This is a genomic window from Brevibacillus sp. FW301-21C12A (assembly GCF_058788915.1).
The window spans coordinates 13,838-34,906 of sequence record NZ_JBYTBG010000013.1 but is presented as its reverse complement, the minus strand read 5'-3'; the positions used below and the strand labels follow the sequence as shown (position 1 = coordinate 34,906).

25 protein-coding genes and 2 tRNA genes are annotated in these 21,069 nt (G+C 50.2%); 10 read left to right on the top strand and 17 right to left on the bottom strand.

Annotation, left to right across the window (positions count from 1 at the left end; all coding sequences use genetic code 11):
• Positions 1 to 374 precede the first annotated feature (374 nt).
• Together AC3WQH_RS10665 and AC3WQH_RS10660 are read right to left on the bottom strand one after the other, a co-directional pair.
• Positions 375 to 782, bottom strand: coding sequence for a hypothetical protein (locus tag AC3WQH_RS10665; protein WP_005830562.1), 408 nt, complete (start codon positions 780 to 782; stop codon positions 375 to 377).
• A tRNA-Ser gene (locus tag AC3WQH_RS10660) sits at positions 754 to 842 on the bottom strand. Before AC3WQH_RS10660 ends, AC3WQH_RS10665 begins: the two co-directional genes overlap by 29 nt.
• A 160-nt stretch (positions 843 to 1,002) precedes the next feature.
• On the opposite strand from AC3WQH_RS10660, the gene AC3WQH_RS10655 reads away from it, so the two are divergent.
• A complete protein-coding gene (locus AC3WQH_RS10655; protein WP_005830564.1) occupies positions 1,003 to 1,722 on the top strand; it encodes a pseudouridine synthase in 720 nt (239 codons plus the stop codon).
• A 63-nt stretch (positions 1,723 to 1,785) separates the two neighbouring features.
• Here the strand turns inward: AC3WQH_RS10655 and tadA are convergent, their stop codons facing one another.
• Positions 1,786 to 2,265 (bottom strand): tRNA adenosine(34) deaminase TadA, encoded by a 480-nt coding sequence (gene tadA / locus AC3WQH_RS10650; protein ID WP_005830567.1) that lies wholly within the window; start codon positions 2,263 to 2,265, stop codon positions 1,786 to 1,788.
• A gap of 303 nt (positions 2,266 to 2,568) precedes the next feature.
• Between tadA and AC3WQH_RS10645 the strand changes: the two genes are divergently transcribed.
• From AC3WQH_RS10645 to nagE, 6 genes are all read left to right on the top strand, one after another.
• Positions 2,569 to 3,066: a ribonuclease H-like YkuK family protein gene (locus AC3WQH_RS10645; protein ID WP_005830569.1), complete on the top strand. Its 498-nt coding sequence runs from the start codon at positions 2,569 to 2,571 to the stop codon at positions 3,064 to 3,066.
• Between the two features lie 341 nt (positions 3,067 to 3,407).
• On the top strand, positions 3,408 to 4,268 hold the full coding sequence (gene glcT / locus AC3WQH_RS10640) for a glucose PTS transporter transcription antiterminator GlcT (protein ID WP_005830572.1): 861 nt from the start codon (positions 3,408 to 3,410) through the stop codon (positions 4,266 to 4,268).
• A 147-nt stretch (positions 4,269 to 4,415) separates the two neighbouring features.
• Positions 4,416 to 4,913: a PTS sugar transporter subunit IIA gene (locus tag AC3WQH_RS10635; protein WP_122952831.1), complete on the top strand. Its 498-nt coding sequence runs from the start codon at positions 4,416 to 4,418 to the stop codon at positions 4,911 to 4,913.
• Positions 4,914 to 4,941: 28 nt separating this feature from the next.
• Positions 4,942 to 5,208, top strand: coding sequence for an HPr family phosphocarrier protein (locus AC3WQH_RS10630; protein ID WP_005830576.1), 267 nt, complete (start codon positions 4,942 to 4,944; stop codon positions 5,206 to 5,208).
• A 24-nt stretch (positions 5,209 to 5,232) separates the two neighbouring features.
• On the top strand, positions 5,233 to 6,951 hold the full coding sequence (ptsP, locus tag AC3WQH_RS10625; RefSeq protein ID WP_327953715.1) for a phosphoenolpyruvate--protein phosphotransferase: 1,719 nt from the start codon (positions 5,233 to 5,235) through the stop codon (positions 6,949 to 6,951).
• A 153-nt stretch (positions 6,952 to 7,104) separates the two neighbouring features.
• Complete coding sequence (gene nagE, locus AC3WQH_RS10620; RefSeq protein WP_005830580.1) at positions 7,105 to 8,544, top strand: N-acetylglucosamine-specific PTS transporter subunit IIBC; 1,440 nt, start codon at positions 7,105 to 7,107, stop codon at positions 8,542 to 8,544.
• Between the two features lie 141 nt (positions 8,545 to 8,685).
• Here the strand turns inward: nagE and AC3WQH_RS10615 are convergent, their stop codons facing one another.
• Both AC3WQH_RS10615 and AC3WQH_RS10610 read right to left on the bottom strand, forming a co-directional pair.
• Positions 8,686 to 8,895, bottom strand: coding sequence for a hypothetical protein (locus AC3WQH_RS10615; RefSeq protein ID WP_237716569.1), 210 nt, complete (start codon positions 8,893 to 8,895; stop codon positions 8,686 to 8,688).
• 25 nt (positions 8,896 to 8,920) lie between these two features.
• Complete coding sequence (locus AC3WQH_RS10610; protein WP_005830585.1) at positions 8,921 to 9,139, bottom strand: helix-turn-helix domain-containing protein; 219 nt, start codon at positions 9,137 to 9,139, stop codon at positions 8,921 to 8,923.
• Between the two features lie 167 nt (positions 9,140 to 9,306).
• Between AC3WQH_RS10610 and AC3WQH_RS10605 the strand changes: the two genes are divergently transcribed.
• Entirely contained in the window at positions 9,307 to 9,669 is a 363-nt protein-coding gene (locus AC3WQH_RS10605; protein WP_005830587.1) for a helix-turn-helix domain-containing protein, read from the top strand.
• Between the two features lie 176 nt (positions 9,670 to 9,845).
• Here the strand turns inward: AC3WQH_RS10605 and AC3WQH_RS10600 are convergent, their stop codons facing one another.
• Positions 9,846 to 10,196 (bottom strand): winged helix-turn-helix transcriptional regulator, encoded by a 351-nt coding sequence (locus AC3WQH_RS10600; protein ID WP_005830589.1) that lies wholly within the window; start codon positions 10,194 to 10,196, stop codon positions 9,846 to 9,848.
• Between the two features lie 200 nt (positions 10,197 to 10,396).
• On the opposite strand from AC3WQH_RS10600, the gene AC3WQH_RS10595 reads away from it, so the two are divergent.
• Complete coding sequence (locus AC3WQH_RS10595) at positions 10,397 to 10,807, top strand: DoxX family protein (RefSeq protein WP_025848840.1); 411 nt, start codon at positions 10,397 to 10,399, stop codon at positions 10,805 to 10,807.
• A gap of 106 nt (positions 10,808 to 10,913) precedes the next feature.
• Here the strand turns inward: AC3WQH_RS10595 and AC3WQH_RS10590 are convergent, their stop codons facing one another.
• From AC3WQH_RS10590 to AC3WQH_RS10565, 6 genes are all read right to left on the bottom strand, one after another.
• Positions 10,914 to 11,573: a hypothetical protein gene (locus tag AC3WQH_RS10590; RefSeq protein WP_492332028.1), complete on the bottom strand. Its 660-nt coding sequence runs from the start codon at positions 11,571 to 11,573 to the stop codon at positions 10,914 to 10,916.
• Positions 11,574 to 11,868: 295 nt separating this feature from the next.
• Complete coding sequence (locus AC3WQH_RS10585; RefSeq protein WP_429788175.1) at positions 11,869 to 12,402, bottom strand: IS66 family transposase; 534 nt, start codon at positions 12,400 to 12,402, stop codon at positions 11,869 to 11,871.
• A gap of 31 nt (positions 12,403 to 12,433) precedes the next feature.
• Entirely contained in the window at positions 12,434 to 13,462 is a 1,029-nt protein-coding gene (locus AC3WQH_RS10580) for a transposase (RefSeq protein WP_429788173.1), read from the bottom strand.
• A 267-nt stretch (positions 13,463 to 13,729) separates the two neighbouring features.
• Entirely contained in the window at positions 13,730 to 14,263 is a 534-nt protein-coding gene (locus AC3WQH_RS10575; RefSeq protein ID WP_005830599.1) for a hypothetical protein, read from the bottom strand.
• Positions 14,264 to 14,859: 596 nt separating this feature from the next.
• Complete coding sequence (locus AC3WQH_RS10570) at positions 14,860 to 15,483, bottom strand: hypothetical protein (RefSeq protein ID WP_429787995.1); 624 nt, start codon at positions 15,481 to 15,483, stop codon at positions 14,860 to 14,862.
• Between the two features lie 628 nt (positions 15,484 to 16,111).
• A tRNA-Arg gene (locus AC3WQH_RS10565) sits at positions 16,112 to 16,188 on the bottom strand.
• An 11-nt stretch (positions 16,189 to 16,199) separates the two neighbouring features.
• Here AC3WQH_RS10565 and AC3WQH_RS10560 point away from each other — a divergent pair.
• Positions 16,200 to 16,646, top strand: a complete 447-nt coding sequence (locus tag AC3WQH_RS10560; RefSeq protein WP_129552159.1) for a hypothetical protein — start codon at positions 16,200 to 16,202, stop codon at positions 16,644 to 16,646.
• On the opposite strand, the gene AC3WQH_RS10555 is transcribed toward AC3WQH_RS10560, so the two are convergent.
• Genes AC3WQH_RS10555 through AC3WQH_RS10535 form a run of 5 tightly spaced genes read right to left on the bottom strand, consistent with a single transcriptional unit; the run spans position 16,627 to position 21,052 of the window.
• Positions 16,627 to 17,625, bottom strand: a complete 999-nt coding sequence (locus AC3WQH_RS10555; protein ID WP_221843466.1) for a histidinol phosphate phosphatase domain-containing protein — start codon at positions 17,623 to 17,625, stop codon at positions 16,627 to 16,629. The genes AC3WQH_RS10560 and AC3WQH_RS10555 overlap by 20 nt on opposite strands.
• On the bottom strand, positions 17,619 to 18,419 hold the full coding sequence (locus AC3WQH_RS10550) for a DeoR/GlpR family DNA-binding transcription regulator (RefSeq protein ID WP_005833566.1): 801 nt from the start codon (positions 18,417 to 18,419) through the stop codon (positions 17,619 to 17,621). Before AC3WQH_RS10550 ends, AC3WQH_RS10555 begins: the two co-directional genes overlap by 7 nt.
• Positions 18,403 to 19,422, bottom strand: a complete 1,020-nt coding sequence (locus tag AC3WQH_RS10545; RefSeq protein WP_007776224.1) for an ABC transporter ATP-binding protein — start codon at positions 19,420 to 19,422, stop codon at positions 18,403 to 18,405. The genes AC3WQH_RS10550 and AC3WQH_RS10545 overlap by 17 nt, the downstream gene beginning before the upstream one ends.
• On the bottom strand, positions 19,422 to 20,210 hold the full coding sequence (locus AC3WQH_RS10540; RefSeq protein WP_122952836.1) for an ABC transporter permease: 789 nt from the start codon (positions 20,208 to 20,210) through the stop codon (positions 19,422 to 19,424). The genes AC3WQH_RS10545 and AC3WQH_RS10540 overlap by 1 nt, the downstream gene beginning before the upstream one ends.
• Positions 20,207 to 21,052, bottom strand: coding sequence for an ABC transporter permease (locus tag AC3WQH_RS10535; protein WP_290426267.1), 846 nt, complete (start codon positions 21,050 to 21,052; stop codon positions 20,207 to 20,209). The genes AC3WQH_RS10540 and AC3WQH_RS10535 overlap by 4 nt, the downstream gene beginning before the upstream one ends.
• Between the last annotated feature and the right edge of the window lie 17 nt (positions 21,053 to 21,069).

Below are 21,069 nucleotides of genomic sequence, written 5' to 3'. Positions count from 1 at the left end.
ACGTATGTGCGGACGCATGAGGCGGGATGGTGTGGGCCTTATTTTTGCAGGAGGTGAGGAAACAAAAAAGACAGCTTTCGTCCACTGTCCTTTTGACATTCATTTGATGCTGGATTTGTTCGGCAATAAGTAAAACAAAAATATGCCCTCGACAATGGAGAACAAGTCATTGTAATAATAATTAGGGAATCGGGTTTGATGCTGTTTATTAAGCTTTTCCGTTACATATAATCTGGAGTTGTCGGAAAAGACAATGGTTGCTCGTTGGGCGAATATCGAGCTTCGCATGCCTGTGCCGTCCGTGTCATGTATAAATTGTATCGCATGTCCAAAAGTCTTTTTCAAAACCTCCAAATTTGTGGCAGGGTTGCCGATCATAAATCACCAATCTCTTTAAGAAGGGATTTCCATTCCTTTCCTTCCCTCGCCCAAATCCAATCCTCGGAGTCATCCGGATTTCCTTTTTCGCTTACGACCTCTTGATATGGCTTCGCATAGCGTTTTTCAAAGTAATTTATCGTCTCTACTATGAAGCGGATACGACTTAAATTCCCGCCATGAGAAGGAGAAGACAATTCCCCCATTTTCTCTTTTTGTTCATAGATTTCAACTATTTCACGAACCGGGATTCTTTCTTCTGTCGGTGAGATCCACAACGTATTTTCACATATTCGCGCTTGCTTGTTTCTCCGGGAGCGCTCTACTCCAACAAAAAATGACCCAACGGATTTATCCGTTGAGCCACTTTGTAAGCGGAGAGAGTGGGATTCGAACCCACGCACGCCTCACGACGCCTAACGCATTTCGAGTGCGTCCCCTTATGACCACTTGGGTATCTCTCCATATTTGTTTGTCAGAAACATTACTAACTATAGCAAATCCGAGAAAAAAGTGCAAGAGCCAACTTCTGTGCTTCCCCTTGATTTGCTCGCCGCATTAGGCCAAACTAATAACAACACCTAGTATGGGGATTTTTGACCAGAAGAAAAGCGAGGAACATACATGAAACGAGAACGTTTGGACAAGGTGCTGGCGAATATGGCGTTCGGCACACGCAAGGAAGTGAAGGCGCTGGTGAAGCAAGGACTGGTCGTCGTGGACGGCGTGGTCGCGACCGATCCGGGCATGCACGTCATTGCCGAAGAGCAGGATATCACCGTAGACGGGGAGCCGCTCAACTTCAAGCGCTGGGTTTACGTCCTGTTAAACAAACCCCCTGGGGTAGTTTCCGCGACCGAAGACAATGTGCATCAAACCGTAGTCGACCTGCTTCCTTATGAATGGGCGGTCAAGGTGCACCCGGTAGGCAGGCTGGACATCGACACAGAAGGGCTGCTGCTTTTGACCAACGACGGCCAGCTTTCACACAGCCTGCTGTCCCCGAAAAAGAAAGTGGACAAGGAGTATTTTGCCCGCATCGACGGCCCGGTCACAGAGCGGCATGTACAAGAGTTCGCCAAAGGGGTGGAACTGGAGGATTTCACCACGCTGCCTGCAAAGCTGGAGATTTTGTCTTCGGGAGAAACTTCCGAGGTACGCGTGACGATTATGGAAGGAAAGTTCCACCAGGTAAAACGGATGTTTGCCGCCTTCGGTCTGCATGTCACCTACCTCCAACGCATCCGCATGGGCCCGCTCCACCTCGACCCGGCACTCGCTCCCGGTGAATACCGCGAGCTGACCGAGGAAGAGCTGCACCTGCTGCAAAACGTAAACAAATAATTAGGCGCCAGATGCCCGGCATGCTGCCTGCAAGCGAGCCGGACGGCGCCCGCGACAGTCGGATCAGCACTTTTCCGACTGTCTTTTTTTGCGCAAACCGCGGAAAAAGTCTTTGAGCATCTGGGCACATTCCTCCGCCAAAACGCCCGCCAAAACAGGCACCTGGTGATTGAAGCGCGGCTCGGCCAGCAGATTCATCAATGTCCCGGCACACCCTGCCTTTGGATCGCCCGCTCCGTACACTACCTGCTCGATGCGGCTTTGCACGATCGCCCCGGCGCACATCGGACAAGGCTCCAGTGTGACGTACAGCGTGCAGCCGATCAGCCGCCAGCCGCCCAGCCGTTCGCTGGCCTCGCGGATCGCGATCATTTCCGCGTGCAGCGTAGGGTCTTTTTGCGTTTCCCGCAAATTGTAGCCGCGCCCGACAATTACCCCGTCGCGGACGATGACAGCGCCAATCGGCACCTCGCCGAGCGCCGCCGCCTTTTGCGCCTCTTCCATGGCGGCTCGCATGTATGCTTCGTGTTTGTTTGCTTCCATCACGATGGTTAAAACTCCTTTATAGACATTTTCAAATTACGGTCAGAGAACAGCCTGCCTTTTCCCGGTCGATTGTGCGCTTGTATGCGCTTGCCGGCAGCATGGCATTCGATCACTTGAAGCGCTAAGAACGCTTCACATGACCAGCCAATCCCGGCATAAATCAGCAGCAATCCGGGCAAATTGTGGCATCGCGAAGTTTTTGTCCATACCTGCTCACATACTCTCTGCGAGATTACATACATTAATGATGTACGGAAGATGTTTGTAATTCACAGATAGCCTCTATCTGGAGGGATGCGAGTGGGCTTAACCTCTGCAAGCACTTTGTTTGATCGTTTTCACAGTCCGACGAGAGGACAACTGGCGAAAGAAGACGTGTTTTCCCACATTGAACAAACTCTCTCTTCAATGAATGGACCGTTTGAGATTATTGTGGGAGCCGATTCCCAGTTGAAAAGTCGCGGAACGTTTTTCGCCTTGGTCATTACGGTGATTCGCCCCGGACATGGTGGGACCTTCTTTTATCACAAGTTTCAGGAACGGCGCTATTCATCCTTGCAGCAGCGGATTTTTCAAGAGGCCATGTACGCGGTAGGTCTGGCTACGGAGGTTCGGCAATATTTGCGCGATCATCAGCTCGATGCCCCCATCCGCTTGCACTTTGACATCGGCAGGAATGGCCCTACCCGTAAGTTTATCCAGTCGCTTCTGAGCCTAGCAGAAACCAACCACTTCCGGGCGGAAATCAAACCAAACTCCTTCTGTGCGTCTACGATTGCTGACAAGTTCACGAAGTAATGAAGAGCATCCATTCTTCCTTGAACAAAGCGTGCAGGCGGATTGCTGTTGGACGCATCCGCCCGCTTTGTTTGGATTCTTCGCTCATCGGGTCACGTACTTCTGGACAAGCAGGCGAAAATCCTTCTGCCAGGTCCATAACCGGATACATAGACTGTTTTTTGGTACACATCCTGTATAAAACAGGGTGATTGACAACGCTCGGGCATGTAAGCTATTATAAGCATTAATTGAAGCGTTTTCACAAGGCGTGTTACTGGTAATGCAGGCATGAGCCGAGAAGATCTTTTTCTTGAAAAAGGTTTTTTCGGCTCTTTTTTGTCTAAAGGTGGTGGAATTACGTGTCCCGTGAACAGGAAAAAACATATGCGATTACGCGTGTGTTGAACCATAACGTCGTACTGGTGGAAGAACCCGGCACCAAGCTGGAAATTGTGCTGTTCGGAAAAGGAATCGGTTTTGGCGCAAAGCCTGGGAACACGATCCCCGCCCATGACCCTCGTGTGGAGAAGCGCTTCAGGCTGGAAAATGAAAGCCACCAAAAACAGTACCAAACCATACTCAGTCAGGTCGATCCTGCTGTGGTAGGGATCGCGGAAGAAATTATCGCGCTCATCGCCAGTGAAATTACACCGCAGCTCAACGAACACGTCCACGTCGCTCTGCCCGACCATATCCAGTTCGCGATTTACCGCTTGCGCAACGGCATGGAGATCGTGAATCCGTTCCTGTTTGAAATCCAGACGCTCTACACAAAAGAGTACACGCTGGCAAAACGGGCAGCGGACATGATTAAAAAGGCATTCGATCTGGATATTCCAGATAGCGAAATCGGTTTTCTCGCCTTGCACATTCACTCGGCGATCAGTTACTTGCCTGTCAAAAAGGCGGTACAGTTTACGAACGTCATCAGCGAATTGGTCAGCATGATCGAGCAGCGGACAGACAGAACCATCGAACGAAGCACCGTCGACTACGTCCGGCTCATTACCCATCTGCGTTTTGCTGTGGAGCGCATCCGCCAGCAAAAGACCATTCACAACCCGCTTCTCGACCGGGTCAAAACGACGATTCCGGAAGCCTACGAGCTGGCGTCCGAGCTGGCTGCCTATATTTCCAACCGGCTGGAGGTCACTGTCCCGGAAGACGAGGTCGGCTACATGGCCTTGCATGTTTATCGCTTGTTGCAGCAACAACCGTAATCCCACAAATTCAAATTGATGATAATCCTGCGTGTTACTAGTTCGACTAGGCATGAGCGGTGAGATCATACGGACATAGTAAGTATGTCGTCGTATGGATCAGACCGTCTCATGCCTATTTTCGTTCAGACGCAAAAGGAGGAACTTATGCTACGCAGTCTGTTTTCCCGTAAAAAACAACAACAAGAAATCACTTTCCTCGCTCCTTTGACCGGGAGCGTTGTTCCTTTGTCGGAAGTGCCCGATCCCGTCTTTGCCGGGAAGGTCGTAGGCGACGGCGCTGCGATCCTGCCTGCGGAGGGCGTCCTGTACGCTCCTGTCGACGCAAAGGTCACTCATCTGTTCCCTACCCATCACGCCATTGGCTTGTCGACAGACAGCGGCGTGGAGCTGCTCATGCATATCGGGATTGATACCGTGAAATTGCAGGGCAAAGGCTTTACCCCGTTCGTCTCGGTAGGTGACAAGGTGAAAGCAGGCGACAAGCTGATTCAGTTCGATATCGCCGTCTTGCAGGAGGCAGGATGCCCGATCGTCACCCCGATCGTCATTACCAACGGCGATGTCGTCGCGGAAAAAAACGTGGTAGCACAAGGCAATGTCGCGGCAGGCCAGGAGCCGCTGATGACTGTCGTCCTGAAATAGAAGAAGCACCTGTTGGGGGAGGTACACCATGATTCAATTCGAAGTAACGGTCACGGTTGAAGGCGGGCTGCACGCTCGCCCGGCCGCTCTTTTGGTAAATCGCTCGGCGCAATCCCAAGCGAAAATCACCTTGAGCAAAGGTGACAAGCAAGCGGACGGCCGCAGCATTTTGGGGATCATGACCTTGGGCGTGACCCAAGGCGACAAGCTGATCGTCTCGGTGGAGGGAGAAGATGAGGAAAAAGTAGCTTCCTCGCTCCAGCAATTTTTTGAACAGTCTTTTGAGAGCGAATGAGCGGTGAAAGAAGGTGAAACAGGCATGTTAAAAGGAATCCCGGTTTCTTCTGGCATCGCGATCGCTCCTGTCGTCATTTTGGCACACGATGCTCCGGCTGCTTCGGCTGTGACCGCGCAAGGCGCGCCGACAGACACAAGCAAAGAGCTGGAACTGCTCGCCAGAAGCGTGGAGCAGTCGCGCGAACAGTTGGAAAAGTTGAGAGAGCAAACAGAGGAGCAATTAGGCGCAGAAAAAGCAGCGATTCTCTCCGCGCATATTGCTTTTCTGGAGGACCCCGCTTTTGTCGGGGAAATGACCTCTCTGATCGAAAACAGGCAGGTGGCCGCTGCTGCTGCCGTACAGCAAGTGTCCGACCAGTTTGTCGCCCTGTTTGAAAGCATGGACGACGCCTATATGAAAGAACGGGCGGACGATATTCGCGATGTGAGCCGCCGCCTGATTCGCAACCTCTCCGGCACAGGACAGGAGGCAGTCTTCCCGGAAGAACCGTTTATTTTGGCCGCGTGGGATGTCACTCCTTCGGAAACGCTGCAGCTTCCGCTCGCATTTGTGCGGGGCATTGTCACGGCAAAAGGCGGCGCGACCTCGCACGCAGCGATTTTGGCCCGTTCTCTGGGGATTCCGGCTGTCATGGGCGCCGGGGAACAACTGCTGGAAAAAGTAGCTGCTGGCAGCCTGCTGATTCTCGATGGCGCTACAGGCGAGCTGATCGCAGCGCCAGACGCGAAAACATTGGCACGCTACGAGGAAAAAGCCGCCAAGGAAGCCGCTGAGCGTGCAGCCTACGCGGTATTGAAGGAGTTTCCCGCCGAAACGATCGACGGCCATCGCGTTCATTTAATGGCCAACATGGCGGTTCCCGAAGAGGCAGAAGCGCTCGCCGCTTCCGGCGTAGAAGGAATCGGTTTGTTCCGCTCCGAGTTTTTGTTCATGGACCGCAGCACGCTGCCAGACGAGGAAGAACAGTTTGCGGCCTACAAGCAGGTCGCTACAGCCTTTGGCGAAAAACCTGTCATCATTCGCACGCTCGACGTCGGCGGCGACAAGCATTTGCCGGCTCTCGAACTGCCGCAGGAAGATAATCCGTTCCTCGGCTTTCGGGCGATGCGCATTTCCCTGGCCCGGCCAGAGCTGTTCCTCGTTCAGTTACGGGCGCTATTGCGCGCCAGTGCCTTTGGACGCCTGCTCATCATGTTCCCGATGATTTCCCACCTGGAGCAGTTGCGGCAAGCCAAGCAATTGTTCGAACAGGCAAAAGCGGAGCTGCGGGAAAAAGGGATCGCTTTTGACGAACAGATCGCAGTCGGCATGATGATGGAGATTCCGGGCGCTTGCCTGCAAGCGGACGCCTTTGCCAAAGAGGTAGACTTCTTCAGCATCGGGACCAACGATCTCGTGCAATACACGCTCGCCGTAGACCGAATGAACGCGAACGTAGCCAGCCTCTACAGCTACTACCACCCTGCGGTGCTGCGCCTCATCTCGCACGTCATCGAAGCCTCTCACCGCGCGGGAATATGGACCGGGCTATGCGGAGAGATGGCGGGCGATTCGCTCGCGACCGAGCTTTTGCTTGGCCTGGGCCTCGACGAGTTCAGCGGTGCGGCCTCGGTAATGCCAAAGGTCAAGGAGCGCATTCGTGCCACAAGCATGGAAAAAGCGAAGCGACTCGCAGAGTACGCTCTGACGCTTTCGACCGTGGAAGAGGTCGTGCAGTTTTTGCGAGACAAAACCGAATAAACGGTTTTGTCCCTCATTGTTTGTAAGCGATTTCACCGTTCTTTTTCCGATCAAAACAGTTTCTCTCCGGCCTGTTTGTTATGTCCTCATCTCTTGTACTCATCCGGAGAGCAGCTTTTTTGATAGACATCTCATTCCAAGGAGGTTTTACTTATGCTTGCCTTTTTGCAACGGATTGGGAAAGCACTCATGCTTCCCGTCGCCACCTTGCCAGCAGCGGCGCTTTTGCTCCGCTTTGGCGCCATCAACTACGTGACTGAATTTCGTCTCGGCGAATCTGTTGGCGGTTTTTTGAATCAGTACATCGCGCCCTTTTTGTTCGCAGGCGGATCGGCCATCTTTGACAACCTGCCGCTGATTTTCGCCGTCGGTGTCGCGATCGGGCTTGCCGGGGATGCCGTCGCCGCACTGGCTGCCGTGATCGCCTACATGGTGTTAACCTCGGTGCTTTCCAAAGTTCCCGCTGCCATGCCGTTTATCGCGGACGACGTCAAGCTGAACATGGGAGTGCTTGGCGGTATTTTGGCGGGTGGAGTCGCTTCCTACTGCTACAACCGCTACCATAACATCAAGCTACCGGAGTGGCTCGGATTTTTCGGCGGCAAACGATTCGTACCGATCATCACTTCGCTTAGCATGGTTATCATCGGTCTGTTGTTCGGGATCATCTGGGGTCCGATCCAGGACGCGCTCAACAATATGGGGAACTGGATTGTCAGCCTTGGCGCTCTTGGAGCAGGTCTGTTCGGCTTCTTTAACCGTTTGCTCATTCCATTCGGCCTGCACCACGTGCTCAACGCAATTGCCTGGTTCCAGATTGGCGATTTTACCGACACGACCGGGAAAGTCGTACACGGCGACCTGCACCGCTTCTTCGCTGGCGACAAATCAGCAGGCATGTTCATGACAGGCTTCTTCCCGATCATGATGTTCGCGTTGCCAGCGGCCGCCTTGGCCATCATTCACTCAGCCAAGCCGGAAAAACGCCAAGCAATCGCTTCTGTGTTCATCGGTACCGCGCTCGCTTCCTTCCTGACCGGGATTACCGAGCCGTTGGAGTTCGCGTTCATGTTCGCCGCTCCGATGCTGTATGTGCTGCATGCGATTTTGACCGGGGTTTCCGGGTATATCGTGACCGCGATGGGCATCAAGCACGGATTTGGCTTCTCCGCGGGTCTGATTGACTACGGACTGAACTTCCCGCTCTCCACAAACGCATGGTGGATCATTCCGATCGGTCTGGCGTTTGCCGTCGTTTACTACTTCCTGTTCCGTATCCTGATCGTCAAGTTCAACATCAAAACGCCGGGGCGCGAAGACGATGAAGTAGTGGAAAGCGCAGCTTCCGGCAGCAACTCCACGCAGGAAAAGGCGCTAAAAGTGCTCGCCCTCATCGGCGGAAAAGAAAACATCGTCAGCGTCGACGCGTGCATTACCCGCCTGCGCCTCGTGCTGAAAAACGACAAGATCGTCAATGAAAAAGGGTTGAAAGACCTGGGGGCAGCAGGAGTCATGAAGCTCGGCCAGGGCAGCGTGCAGGTCGTCTTCGGGACGCAGTCCGAGCTGTTGAAGGACGAAATCAAAAAGCTGTAGGCTTTGCTTTTCCCCAATAAATATGCCCGGTATTGGCAGCAGCCGTACCGGGCTTTTTCGTATTGGCATAGAGTCCCCTCGTTCGAATGAGATGCTTGGTTTTGCCTGCCTCATGAACCCGGAAAAAATGACGCAGCTTCTCTAAAAATGCCGGGCATTGGAGCCAACGAGCGCCCGTTCTGACGGGAACAGCTCCTTTTGCTCCAACTCGGTTTCAAACCGCATGAGCCGATCCAAAAATCCTGCGCATGCCGATTCGCTGTATGGCGCCATCATCTCGATTTCGTAGGATAATGTTTTTTTCCATAATTCAAGCTGTCTCCTATTCGCCTCCCATGCTTCCAATTCCACCCACCCCTTATCTGATATACCTTTGCTAAAACAACAAAAACAAACTCATAAAAAGTTCATTCAGGCTACATTTCAGCTTCTTTGCTAAAATCGGCAGATGGTTTGCCTTGAAATCGTACTCTCCCTTCTCGTACTTCAAGTATGTGGAAGCATTGCGAAAACCGAGTGACTCCGCCATTTCCTGCAGCGTGAGCTTGCACTCACTCCTACGTTTTGCGATAAATGGGAGGTTTAGACGTTCCATATTCAGTTTCCCTCTTCCTTTGCAGAAATGGCAAATATTTATAGTTACATGATATCGTTTCAATTTCAGCAAAGTCAACACATTATTTGTCGTTTTAGCAATCTTGTTTTTTCCGTTATGGAAAATTGTTAGAATGATATTGCCAAAACGAAAAAGGTGGTTTCACGATGTCCATAGTCGGTCAAAGGATAAAATGGCTGCGCGAGCAAAAGCAGTGGTCACAAATCCAATTAGCTGAAAAGCTTGGCATTCACAACACAGTTTTGTCGCGAATTGAATCGGGCGAAAAGAAAGGCGTAGATTCCCAGTTGATCTCCAAAGTCGCCGACCTGTTTGACGTATCGACCGATTACCTTCATGGAAGAACAGATAACCCCACGCCATTTTGGCGGCAAGCATCTGTGCGGGAAACACCTATTCCCTTCTTGGACATAGACGGGTTAACGGAAGAGGAACTTACCGAAATCAAGCGGCATATCGAATTTGTAAAATGGAAATCGAGACAGAACGGGTCGCAAGAAGACAACTAGAGAACCGTGAAAACCTCTCTCCAACCTGATCGTGGAGGGGCAAACGGACGCTGAAGCGCTTCGTCATCGCGTTCAAATGGTATAGGCATTAGAAAACCCCTGGGCCACAGGGGTTTTTGCGTGGAATGAAATACGTACAACACAGGCTCCGTCAACAGCCCGGCGAAGCCTTTTTTTCATGTATGTTCTGCTTTACTCTGCGCTGTCGTCTGGTCCAGCTCAATCCAGCTCTGGGCCCATGATTCGATCCCCTTGATTACTGGCTCCAGAGCCTTCCCCATCTCTGTCAAAGAATATTCTACCCGTACAGGCGCCGAGTCTGTAAACACTTGCCGATGCACAAGCCCTTCTTTTTCGAGGTCTTTCAGCCGTTCAGAAAGTAGCCTTCCGCTTACCGGCAGGGCCCCTTCCAACGCACAGAAACGCTGTGGTCCAGAAAGCAACTGGTACAAGATTAACCCTGTCCATCGTTTTCCCAGCAGTTGCATGCCTTTTTCAAACTTCGGACAGAGGGAAGACTGTTTCATTCGTATCACCTCATTCTCCTTTCAGTATACCGCTCTTTCTTCAATCCATCAAAATGAATGATTACTTTGTGCCTAATAATTCGCACTTTCCAGCGTTTGTAAATTTTCCATAACGTATTGACATATACAATAATTAATATATACTTACTAACGAAAAGTAACTATGTTACTGATATAAACTGATTCGGAGGTAATCATACATGGAAAATCGTTTTGAATGGAGCGCTCTTGTTTTGCGCATCGTCGTTGGCCTTACGTTTGCCATCCACGGCGTCGCCAAATTTCAGATGGGACTCGAAAACGTGGCCGGATTCTTTGGCACGCTGGGATTGCCTGCATTTATCGCCTATCTGGTTGCTTTCCTGGAGGTTGTCGGCGGGATCGCCCTGATCGCCGGACTTGGCACTCGCGTCTTTTCCGCCGCGCTGGCTGTCGTCATGATTGGTGCCGTTGCCAAAGCAAAGCTGGCAGCCGGCTTCATGGGTGGAGAAAGCGGCGCTGGCTATGAGCTGGAGCTTGCGCTGTTCGCCATCCTGCTCGCGCTCAGCATTAGCGGCAGCTCCAAGTTTGGACTCGATCAAATTTTGTTTGGAAAAAGATCGGTTGAGTAAGGTGTAGCGTAGCCTCTTGATCCCACGCAAAAAAGCCAGTGAGCAAAAGGCGGTGTGTCTGCCTTCTCCACTGGCTTTTTCACAATGGGCCGGAACCGGGGAGCCATTAAAATTTTTGCGGGAACTCATCCAGCATTTTTTTGTTGATGATCCTGATCTTTTCTGGCGGCGAGTTCTTGTTTTCCGCACTGATAAACACCGAGTTGTCCCCCGCTTCATACAGAAGCAGATACTCCCCGTCTACCATGCTTTCGCCTTCATCTACAGGCGTACCCCATCCCTGCTGAATCGTTTCCAGTGTGGCCGTCCCCAAGCGACTGCCCTCCAAGTCAATCGCATATACGCGATCCGCCCCGTCAAAAAAGACGATGCCATCGTCCAGTTTTTCCAGGACAGCATACTGCCCGCCATCCAAGAAGTCTTTCTTGACCACCGCGCAGTACCGCTTGACGACTTCTTCCTTTTTCATTCCGATCGCAATATCGAAGCCGTTGATTTCGTTATTTGCGAGCAGCTTTAAAAAGTTGTCGTCTAAAATCAGTTGCGCTGTTAAACCCGGCTGCTCTGCTGGCAATGGCTTCTCGTTGTTCGCTTCGTTTTGCCCCGCTCCGTTGTTCTCGTTTTGGACAGGGGACTCTGGTTTTGGCTGCTGCCCGTCTGTCGGTTTGGCCTCCGGGGGCACGGGAACACTCGCCTCGGGGGAACAGCCGATTGCAAGTATGCTCGCTGTCATTACGGCCATTGCCATACATACTAATCGTCTCATGGGTCATGCCTCCTGCTTTATCTTTTCATCGCTGCAACATTTTTACATTTTTAGAGTCGAACTAATAAGAACGGAGGTGCTAGCTATGCCTGTCTGGTTACTGGTCACAATCATTTGCGTGGGTCTTTTGCTGATTGGGAGCTTAGTCGATTGGAGAGCGAAAAGGAAGAAGCAAACATTGCTCATCGACAATAACAATCGCAATTCGCTCGATGAAGGATATGATTCAAGAGGGCGGGATGATTTTCACTAATGTTAGTACGTTGTTTGATGATGTTTTGTTTCCAAAAAAAAACTACGGCTGACCAATTAACATACAATAAGTTTCTTCTATCCTTTGTAGGTATAGTTCAGGGTTAGTTCTGAAGCGTCTGCGTTTCGTCGCTTCACTCAACCGAGAAGACCAGCGAAAACATTCATCGCGATAGGCAAGGTAGTCGACAGCTTGAAGTCTGCTCAAGACATCACTCTGACGGAGTGCATCATCGACAAACACGACCATCTCGCCGCTTCGTAGAATATATTCGTTCCAACTTCGTAACCCGGTCGTCCGTCGATGCCGGGTTTTCGTTTGACGAAAGAAGCGCTCATGGTCATTGTTCGTTCGGGGGACATGCAAGTGGTCATAACAGGTAAACAAGCCCTTCCAGAACCCTCGCGTGTAGCTCGTTAGATTCGCTACCATTGGTTTGTCTTCTTCGCTGGTGTATGTCTGCTCAACCCAATTCAACAGTTGTTGCATATGAAATTGAACCGTCTCACTGCGCTTGTCTACGTCTGGATTCAAGATTTCGGCAACGCGATGAATCGGGAACGCCCATCGTTTCACCGCAGCATACTGCTCCTCGAAGTCGTGTAATTTACCGAAAATTCCGATTAAGTTTCGGAGTAGGGAGGGCCCCTTTTTTATCCAGGCATCGCTCGAGGGAAGCCTGAATGGCTTTTGCATTTTCATAAACCCGTATGCCCGGCAGATCAAGCGGTGGATTGCCATCTTCGAGAAGCACGGAACGAATGGCCGCTACGTATTCCTTAGCGACCTCAGCGTCGGCAGATGTGTCGCTCCCGATTTTCCTCTCTATTTCGCGTATCCCGCGAAGGCTTTTCTTAATCCCTGTCTTGAGTTTGCGGTCTAAATCGACAACAGGCTTGGCAATATCCTTTAGGTAATGGTACTGACAGTATTGGTACGGTACGTCCGGCAACAGCGATTCCATGGCCAGTCGAATGGATTGCTGGCCGTCCGTAACGATCCCAATGATGGGAAAGCCCAACTCGATAACGGGAAGGATGAGCTTTTTCAGTTCTGCGGCGGAACTACTCTTGAGATTTTGGGCAGACAGAATGGTACCGCTGAAAATTTCTCGTATGACGTAGAGCGTCTCATTTCCTTTCTCGGGTTGCACTCCATCCATGGAAATCATGATGCCGCCATGGTCCGTAACCACTTGCTTTAATGCTTGTTTTATGTGATCCGTAACGCTTGCGCGGAGCAAGGTTAGATAACGTTCGTACAGTCTTTGGGAATTGCGTTCTGACGTGGCTACCCCTCGTTGATTCAACTCTTTCGTAATTTCGCCGATGGTCATGTGTTGCTGAAACCGAAGCTGTCCGACGAGCGCCAGCACATCAAAACCGTAGGAAGTATGTTTCATGCTGAGAAGTTCCGCTTCCGCAGATTTATAGTAGGTCTTGGGGTGCAGGCAATCCGAATTTCTGCAAGCATAAGCCATGCTCCAAGCTTGGATAACGCCGGAGAGCGTAATGATATTCTTTTTCCATGCAGTATGATGCCGTTTAAGCTTCGTACCGCAATGAGGGCAATTCTGAATTTCCGGACGAAAATAAATCTTCCTTTCAGGAATGACACGATTTTTGGGCAAGGGCATATGAAAACCTCCATCAAAATAGCTATTTACTACTTCGACAGAGGCATTGGAAATCCTTGTTAGTTAATTGGTCTGTCGTAGAAAAAAAAACGATTTTTCTGAACGTTACTTTGTTTTCAATTGGCTAAAAAACGGAGTGATCCACAAAGGTATTTTCGTCCATTAGCATTTAGAATTCTAGATGATCTGTATATAAATGTCAGTCAAGCAGACGAGACTACTTTTGACTCCCGAGTGATTCCTTCCTTGAAATCACTCGGGTTAATCTTAATCAAGACTTTTTCTGTAAATATCCTTGTACCTGGTTTCATACTCGCAAACAATGGATAGTTCTTTTGCATGAAATGACGTAGAAATCCCATATTCAATAAGATAGGAGAAATATTCCTTAGCTAGTGAAAACAGATTATCTATCAATTCTTTCTCTGGTAGTTCAACCTGTACAATCCTGTTTCCGTCTCTTGTTGCTGTCAACAACAGCTTATTTTCACCTGTTTTCCTCAAACCAATTGTGATTACACTTAACCCGTAAACGTTATCGCTAATTGCTTTTTCAGCACTTAGGTAGTAATCCTCAACCAATGCAATCAGTTGCGTGAGCAGCCTGGCTTCGCAAAACCGGAAATCAGATACTTGTTTACCCTGACTCGTAATCACCAGTGCTTCCATAAAATTGCTATCGCTTGGATCAATAGCTCTCTGAATTTCAGTTTTGTTTTGAATAGGGATAAGAACTTTTTCGATACAGCGAAAATCGATGTTATCTGAGGGGAGAGTAATGTATAGCTTCATATCAATCATATTCATAGGAACTCCCTTATCTTATTTTTCGTTATATTCCACACTATAGTACGGTATTTTCGCGATATTTTTCGTGAAATGTGAGAAAGAAGCCTTATCCATTCTAGATAAAGGCTTTCTTTTCGTTGGGATTTGTTATCTATTCCGCTTGATTATAACTAATAGGGAATACAGAAACCACACGCTCACCTGACATGATGACTCTGTATACCTTGCCTTTATGATATCCATCATATGGGATTACTTTTTTGTTATTGATGTTTTTCGCCATTTCCTTCCCGTTAAACGAATAATCAATCACGCTTTCAATAACATCTTCAACGTAAGAGAATTCAGTACCCGGTGTGAATGCTAATCAAAAAGTTGACCATTTTTGGAGCAAACGCTCATCTTCGAGTTGACCACCTACGATGCTTTTTTTCACACAAAGTAGCATTTTATTTCCTGCACCAAGGATCGTCAAGGATAAAGGGTAAACCCCTTGCTACGCAAGCCCTTGACGATCCTTGGCTCAGTAAAAACATTTGCAATTAGGTGTGAAAATGATGACGTGTGCTCAAACTGTCAGGTGGGTAACTTTATGATGAGCAAAGTGGTCAACATTTTGGTGAGCGTTCACAACCCGGATTAAAAAATGAATTTTTTGCCTTTTGATATGTACTAAATGTCGACCAGTACTCTGGGAAGTGTCTCGTAACAATGTGCAGCATTCCCATAGTTACGTCCCCATAGGCTAAGTACACTTGTTCTGATCTATTCGGTAAATCATAAAACCTAATGATAGCCGAAGATTTTGGTAATCCTTCTCCTCGATCACGAATGTCTCCTCTATCAAAAGTGCCATTGTCCAGATAGTACTCTTTTAGAGCCTCACCCGCTTTATCTGGATCTTCTTGGTCAAAGAAAAGTTCATCTCCATTTTTTAATATGAATTTTATACGTTTTGAATACAGGATAATCCTAGCAACTGTGCTTATGACTCCTCCTCTTCTTAGTTCGTTTTTACTTTCAGATTGATTTACGCCAATATCTTCTGTTCTTTCGTTCAACTTAATTAAAGACTCGTCGGACTCTTCGTTCAAGTGCTTGACACCCTTGTACGCTTCGGCCTGAACTTGTGTTTCGCTTGTTATTGCTGTTTGACTTTTGCTTGCTGAAACTGGTGTGACAGCAAGCGCAAGCATAGAAAAAGCAAGGAATGCAGAAAGGAATTTTTTCATTTTGTACAACCCTTCTAAAAATGTAATTTTTTACAAGGCAAAATATAACATATTGTATTTTGTGAAGCAATAAAATTATATAATAATAAACTTATATAAAATCTCGTTAGTGTTGGATAAACGACTATACTTGCAGAAAATTGATTTTTCTAAATGTTATTCACAAATTATTAATATCACTTTATTAATATCACTATGCATACATCATTATGGTCCCATTCTGTTGAGGCATAGTACATAAAATGAGTTCCACTAATGATTACTTGCAACACCAACTGGCTTCGTAAAAAACCACTCGTCAAACTCATTTGAAAGTACATTGTATTTCACAAGCTTATCGAAGTACATTTCTTCATGTCCAATGTTTTTGCGCACCAGAAAAACTATACGATCCTCTAGACTTAGCATTGACGGAACAATATTATCGTTTTCAAATCCCCGTACAGGTAACTACTCTAATCATCATTTCTCCTCCAAATGATAAATTCGACACCTCGTTGGACAATTACACCAACAGTTTCATGCCGATTGAAACCACAGTAAACCTCATTTCAAAACATAAACTGCTGATTTTCAATCGCCCCATAAAAATAGAAAAAGCCTTGATAGCTCAAGGCTTTTTCATGTATGGCGTCCCCGAGAGGATTCGAACCTCCGACCTACAGTTTAGGAAACCGTTGCTCTATCCTGCTGAGCTACGGGGACATATATCGTTAGTGGCGTGGCAAAAGCATTCGGCTGACGCTTCACCCACCTTCTTATTATATGCACCCGACTACTTTTTGGCAAATCCAGCGGCCATCTTCGCAGCCTACTGCAACACGATTACACCACACGCCACCACAACCAAAAACATCAAGGCGCTACCAACACCTTCCCGGTTACGATTTATCGCCATGCGCATAGCAATTGTACTTGGTTGGGCGCCAGATCACGGGAAGGTTCCAAAAGCGAAATCACCGCCAACGCCAAAAACCTTGGAATCCCCGAATCCCAAGGCTTTTGGCATCAAAAAATACACCTGCCCAAATCAAACTACTTCCCCTATCCAGCCCACACAAACCGCCAATCCAATCTGGCCAAACAATCACAGCAACAGCCAGGCCCCCGCTCCACCCAGCACCTACAACCGGCTAACCGGCTCTACCGAATCGCCTTCATAACCCGTTGACGACCAGAAAAAGTAGCAACCTCCGCCACCCCAAGCGCACGAATCGTCTCCAAATTCGCCGCCACATACCTCCCGATATCGTCGGGAAAATGCGCATCCGACGAGAGCGTCAGCGGAACGCCATGGGCCACGAGAACGTCCAGAAAAGCCGGGCTGGGGCACATCTCCTGTACGGGATAGCGGTAATACAGCCCCGCGTTGATCTCGGTCGCCGTATCCGTTTCTTTCAAAGCGGCGGCGATTCTGTAGTAATACGAAACAAGCTCCGACTCCGCAGGGCGATAGGAGAACACTTTCAGATTGTCCAGATGGGCGACAAAGTCGAACAGCCCGCTTTTGACCATGCATTCGACCGTGTGGAAAAAGTCCGCGTATAGCTGCTTCAGGTCATGCTGCTCAAACAGATGGCGCGTCTCGGGATTGTCGAAGCCCCATCCGTGCAAAAAATGGACAGAGCCGATTACATAATCCCACGAAGCGCCTGTCAGCAAGCACTGCAATTCCGCTTCCCCGCCGACGAAGTAATCCGCTTCGATCCCCAGCCGCAGCTCCACGCCGCTTGCCGCCCAGCGCGGCTTTGCTGCCTCGATGGCGGCGCAAAAGTCGCCGAGGCTCTCGGTACACACTTGATTGAGCCAGGTGCGCTGCAAACGGCCCAAATCAGTGTCGCCAAGCTCCATAAACTGCTCAAAGTACGGACGGGCTTCGCGAAAGCGGTATAAATGATCGACAATCCCCACTTCCTTCAAGCCTTTGTGCAGCGCCTCCCGCAAATACAGATCGAGCCAGGACGGATCGTATGCGCCCAGAGACAAACGGTTATTTAATCGCGCCAGACTGTCCTGCAGCCAGGCGCGGGTATGTCGAGGTTCAGTCAACGGGTAAAAGTAGTCGAGAGCCGCATTGGTACGCTCGAGCCAACGCAACGAATAAGGCCCTTCTTCCAGATGAAGATGGTAGTCGATCAGCATGGGAAGTCTCTCCTTCGCGGATGTTCGCTTATCCATGTGGTTTGCATGCCCGACGAGAGCCATTCATCCGGCATCGGCTGGTCACAGACGACCGCGCTGACATCCGCCCAGCCGCAAATGCGGAAAAATTGCGTTTGGCCGATCTTGGAGGCGTCCCCCAATACGTAGACTTGCTCGGCGCGTTGCACCATCATGGTCGAGCACAACGTTTCTTCCATGTCGTAGTCGGTAAAGCCGTCAGCCGTCATTCCTCCGCAGGAAATAAACGCTTTGTCAAAATGAAAGCGCGAGAGCAGCTCGCACGTAAACGCCCCGGCGACGGATTGTTGCGCGGGATGGGTCAGGCCGCCCAGCATAATTACCTGCCCGTTGAATTGGTTCGCTTCCAACAGCTCGTTTAACAAAGAAGCGGCAGGCAGCGAATTGGTGACAATCGTCAACTGGTTTAGACCCTTGATCGCACGCGCCAGCTCCAGTGTCGTCGTCCCGACGTCGAGCGCGATCGTGTCTCCGTCAGATAAAAGCTCAGCCGCGATTTGCCCGATTTTCGTTTTCGCCGCCTGTTGAATCGCCTGTTTCTTTTCAAAGTGCGGCTCCCGATTCGCCAAATGATAAGGGATGGCTCCTCCGTACACTCGCTTTAGCATGCGCTGCTGTTCCAGTTGGTCCAGATCGCGTCGGATGGTCTCCGGCGTCACTGCCAGGCTTTTGGCCAGATTCATCACCTGAATTTTACCGTGGCGGTTCAGTTCGTCCAAAATCACTTGCTGTCGTTCTTCAGGCAATAGTGTCATAAAGCGGAATCACATCCTTGGGACATAAGTACAATGTTTTGGTTGCGCCTGCCTGCTCCGGCTCATAGGACAGGTGCAGGGAGTCCACCAGCACGGGAACTTCGCCAATGTTCAGCTCGTAACGGGTAACGTTGCCGAGCATGGTTACATGGGCAATATTTCCGGTCAAGCGGATGTCCTCCGCAGCCATCCGCTGTTCGCGAAACGTCTCCGGACGGATGGCGAAGCGTTCGGCTGCCGGAGCGGCCAGATCAGGCGCGATTCGGTTCAACTGCTCGGCGGTCAGTACGTTGTAATTCCCGATAAAACGGGCGACAAATTCCGAGCGTGGCTGGGTGTATATCTCATGCGGACTGCCGTGCTGAACGATTCGTCCGCCATTCATGATGTAGATGCGGTCACTGACAGCCATGGCCTCTTCCTGATCGTGCGTCACCAGCACCGTCGTCATGTTCAGCTCGCGTTGAATCGTGCGCAGTTGCTTTTGCAAATTTTTGCGAATCTGCGCATCCAGCGCACTGAGCGGCTCGTCCAGCAGAAGCACCTTGGGCCGCGTGACCAGAGAACGGGCGAGTGCCACGCGCTGCTGCTGACCGCCAGACAATTCACGCGGATAGTTTTGCTCTTTTCCCGTAAGCCCCACCAGTTCGATCATTTCCTGCACGCGCTGCCGAATGTCCGCCTTCGGGATTTTGTTCATTTCCAGGCCAAAGGCAATGTTTTGACTGACCGTCAGATTGGGAAAAAGCGCATACGATTGGAACACCATGCCGATCTCCCTGTTTTTGGGCGACACGTCTGTCACGTCTTTGCCGTCAATGTAGATCGTGCCCGTATCAGGGGCAGTCAGACCGCTGAGGATGCGGAGCAACGTACTTTTGCCGCACCCGCTGGGGCCAAGCAAGGTAACCAGCTCGCCTTTTTCAATGGCAAGCTCGAGCTGCTTCAGCACGTTTTGGCCGTGAAAGGTTTTGGACAGATGTTCGATTTGGACGTAACTCATCAAGAAACCTCCTTGCGTGCGAAACTTCGGCGCGTGAATTTTACAATCAGCCCGGTGATGACAGCCATCAGGGCAAAATAAGTGACGGTAATCGCGCTGGCGATATGCCCGCTTGTCGATAGCTTGGCGTACAAATACAACTGCAAGGTTTCGAATCTGCCGCCCACCAAAATGTTAATCAGGACAAATTCCCCGAACAAAATAGAGAACGACAAGAGCGCAGACACGAGAATCCCGGACATGATATTCGGAACGATAATCCGCACGAACGCCTGCCAGCGGCTCGCGCCCAGCAGCTCGGCCGCCTCCATCAACGAACGGGCTTGCAGAGCAAGCAGGCTGTTCCGCGTTCCTTGATACAGATACGGCAGCAGACCGACCAGATACGCTCCGGCCGTGATGAAAATCATCGGAATCCCGCTGCCTGAATAAGTGCGAATCAGGCCGACCGCCATAATGACACCCGGAACGGCGTAGGTGAGCATGACAAAAAGCTGAACGAGCCTCTCCAGCCGGGGAGCGTAGACGACGATTGAAAAAACAGCCGGAACGATAATGACGACGGCAGCGACAGTCGTCAGGGAGCTAAGCAAAAAGGAGCGTCCGAATGCCTGCAAAAACCGCGGGTCGCCATACAGCTCCGCGAACCATTTTCCCGTAAGCCCTTCCGGCAAAACCGTGCTGTTCCACTCGGTTGCCAGCGAATACAGCACGGTAGCCGCTACAGGCAAAAACAAATACAGCATGACCAACGCAAACGACAAGGACGGCAAACCAATCCGCTTCAAGACAAATCCCTCCGTATCTTCCGCGTCAGCCACTCGTTCACGAGCAGGGCTGCGGCAAGCGTCAGGCCGAGCAGGACAGCAAGCGCGCTACCAAGCTCGGGTCTGGCAAAAATGTCGCCGGAGACGAGCGCGCCAATCCGAATCGGCACGAGATTGTAGTTGCTCCCGGTGAGCGCGTAAGCCGAAGCATAGGCCCCCATCGCGTTGGCAAACAAAATGCTGAATGTGCCGACGATGCCTGGCAGCAGTACCGGGAAACCGATCCGCAGCCAAAAATTCCAGGGGCTTGCCCCAAGCAGCTCGGCCGCTTCCATCCACTGCTTCTGAATGGCGTGGTACAGAGGATACAGCAGCATCACTGCCAAAGGCAGTTGAAAGTAAATATAAACAAGCGTCAACCCGCTCCACGAATAAAGCGTAAACGATTGTCCGAAATCAATCCCCAGTTGCTTCGCGAGCAAAACAAACAGGCCACTGTTGCCCAACAGGACAATGAAGGCAAAAGCGAGCGGGATACCTGCAAAATTGGAGGTCAGGTTCGTAATGACGAGCACTCGCTGTTGCAGAGACTGCGGGAAGCGGGTAATCGCATAGGTAGCGAAAACAGCAGCGACGATTCCGATGAGCGAAGACAAGAGCGAGATGAGCACGCTGTTTTCAAACGCCTGCAAGTAGTACGGATTGGCAAAAATCTCGCGATAGTGACTGAATGTAAAACCGCCGTCCCCTTCGGCCTGAAAGCTCCCACCGATCATGGAAAACAACGGGGCGAGCAGAAACAGCGCGATTATCGCAAAAAACGGAATCGTCGTGACCAAAAGCATGCTGACAAATCGTTTCATCGCAAAAGCTCCTTTCT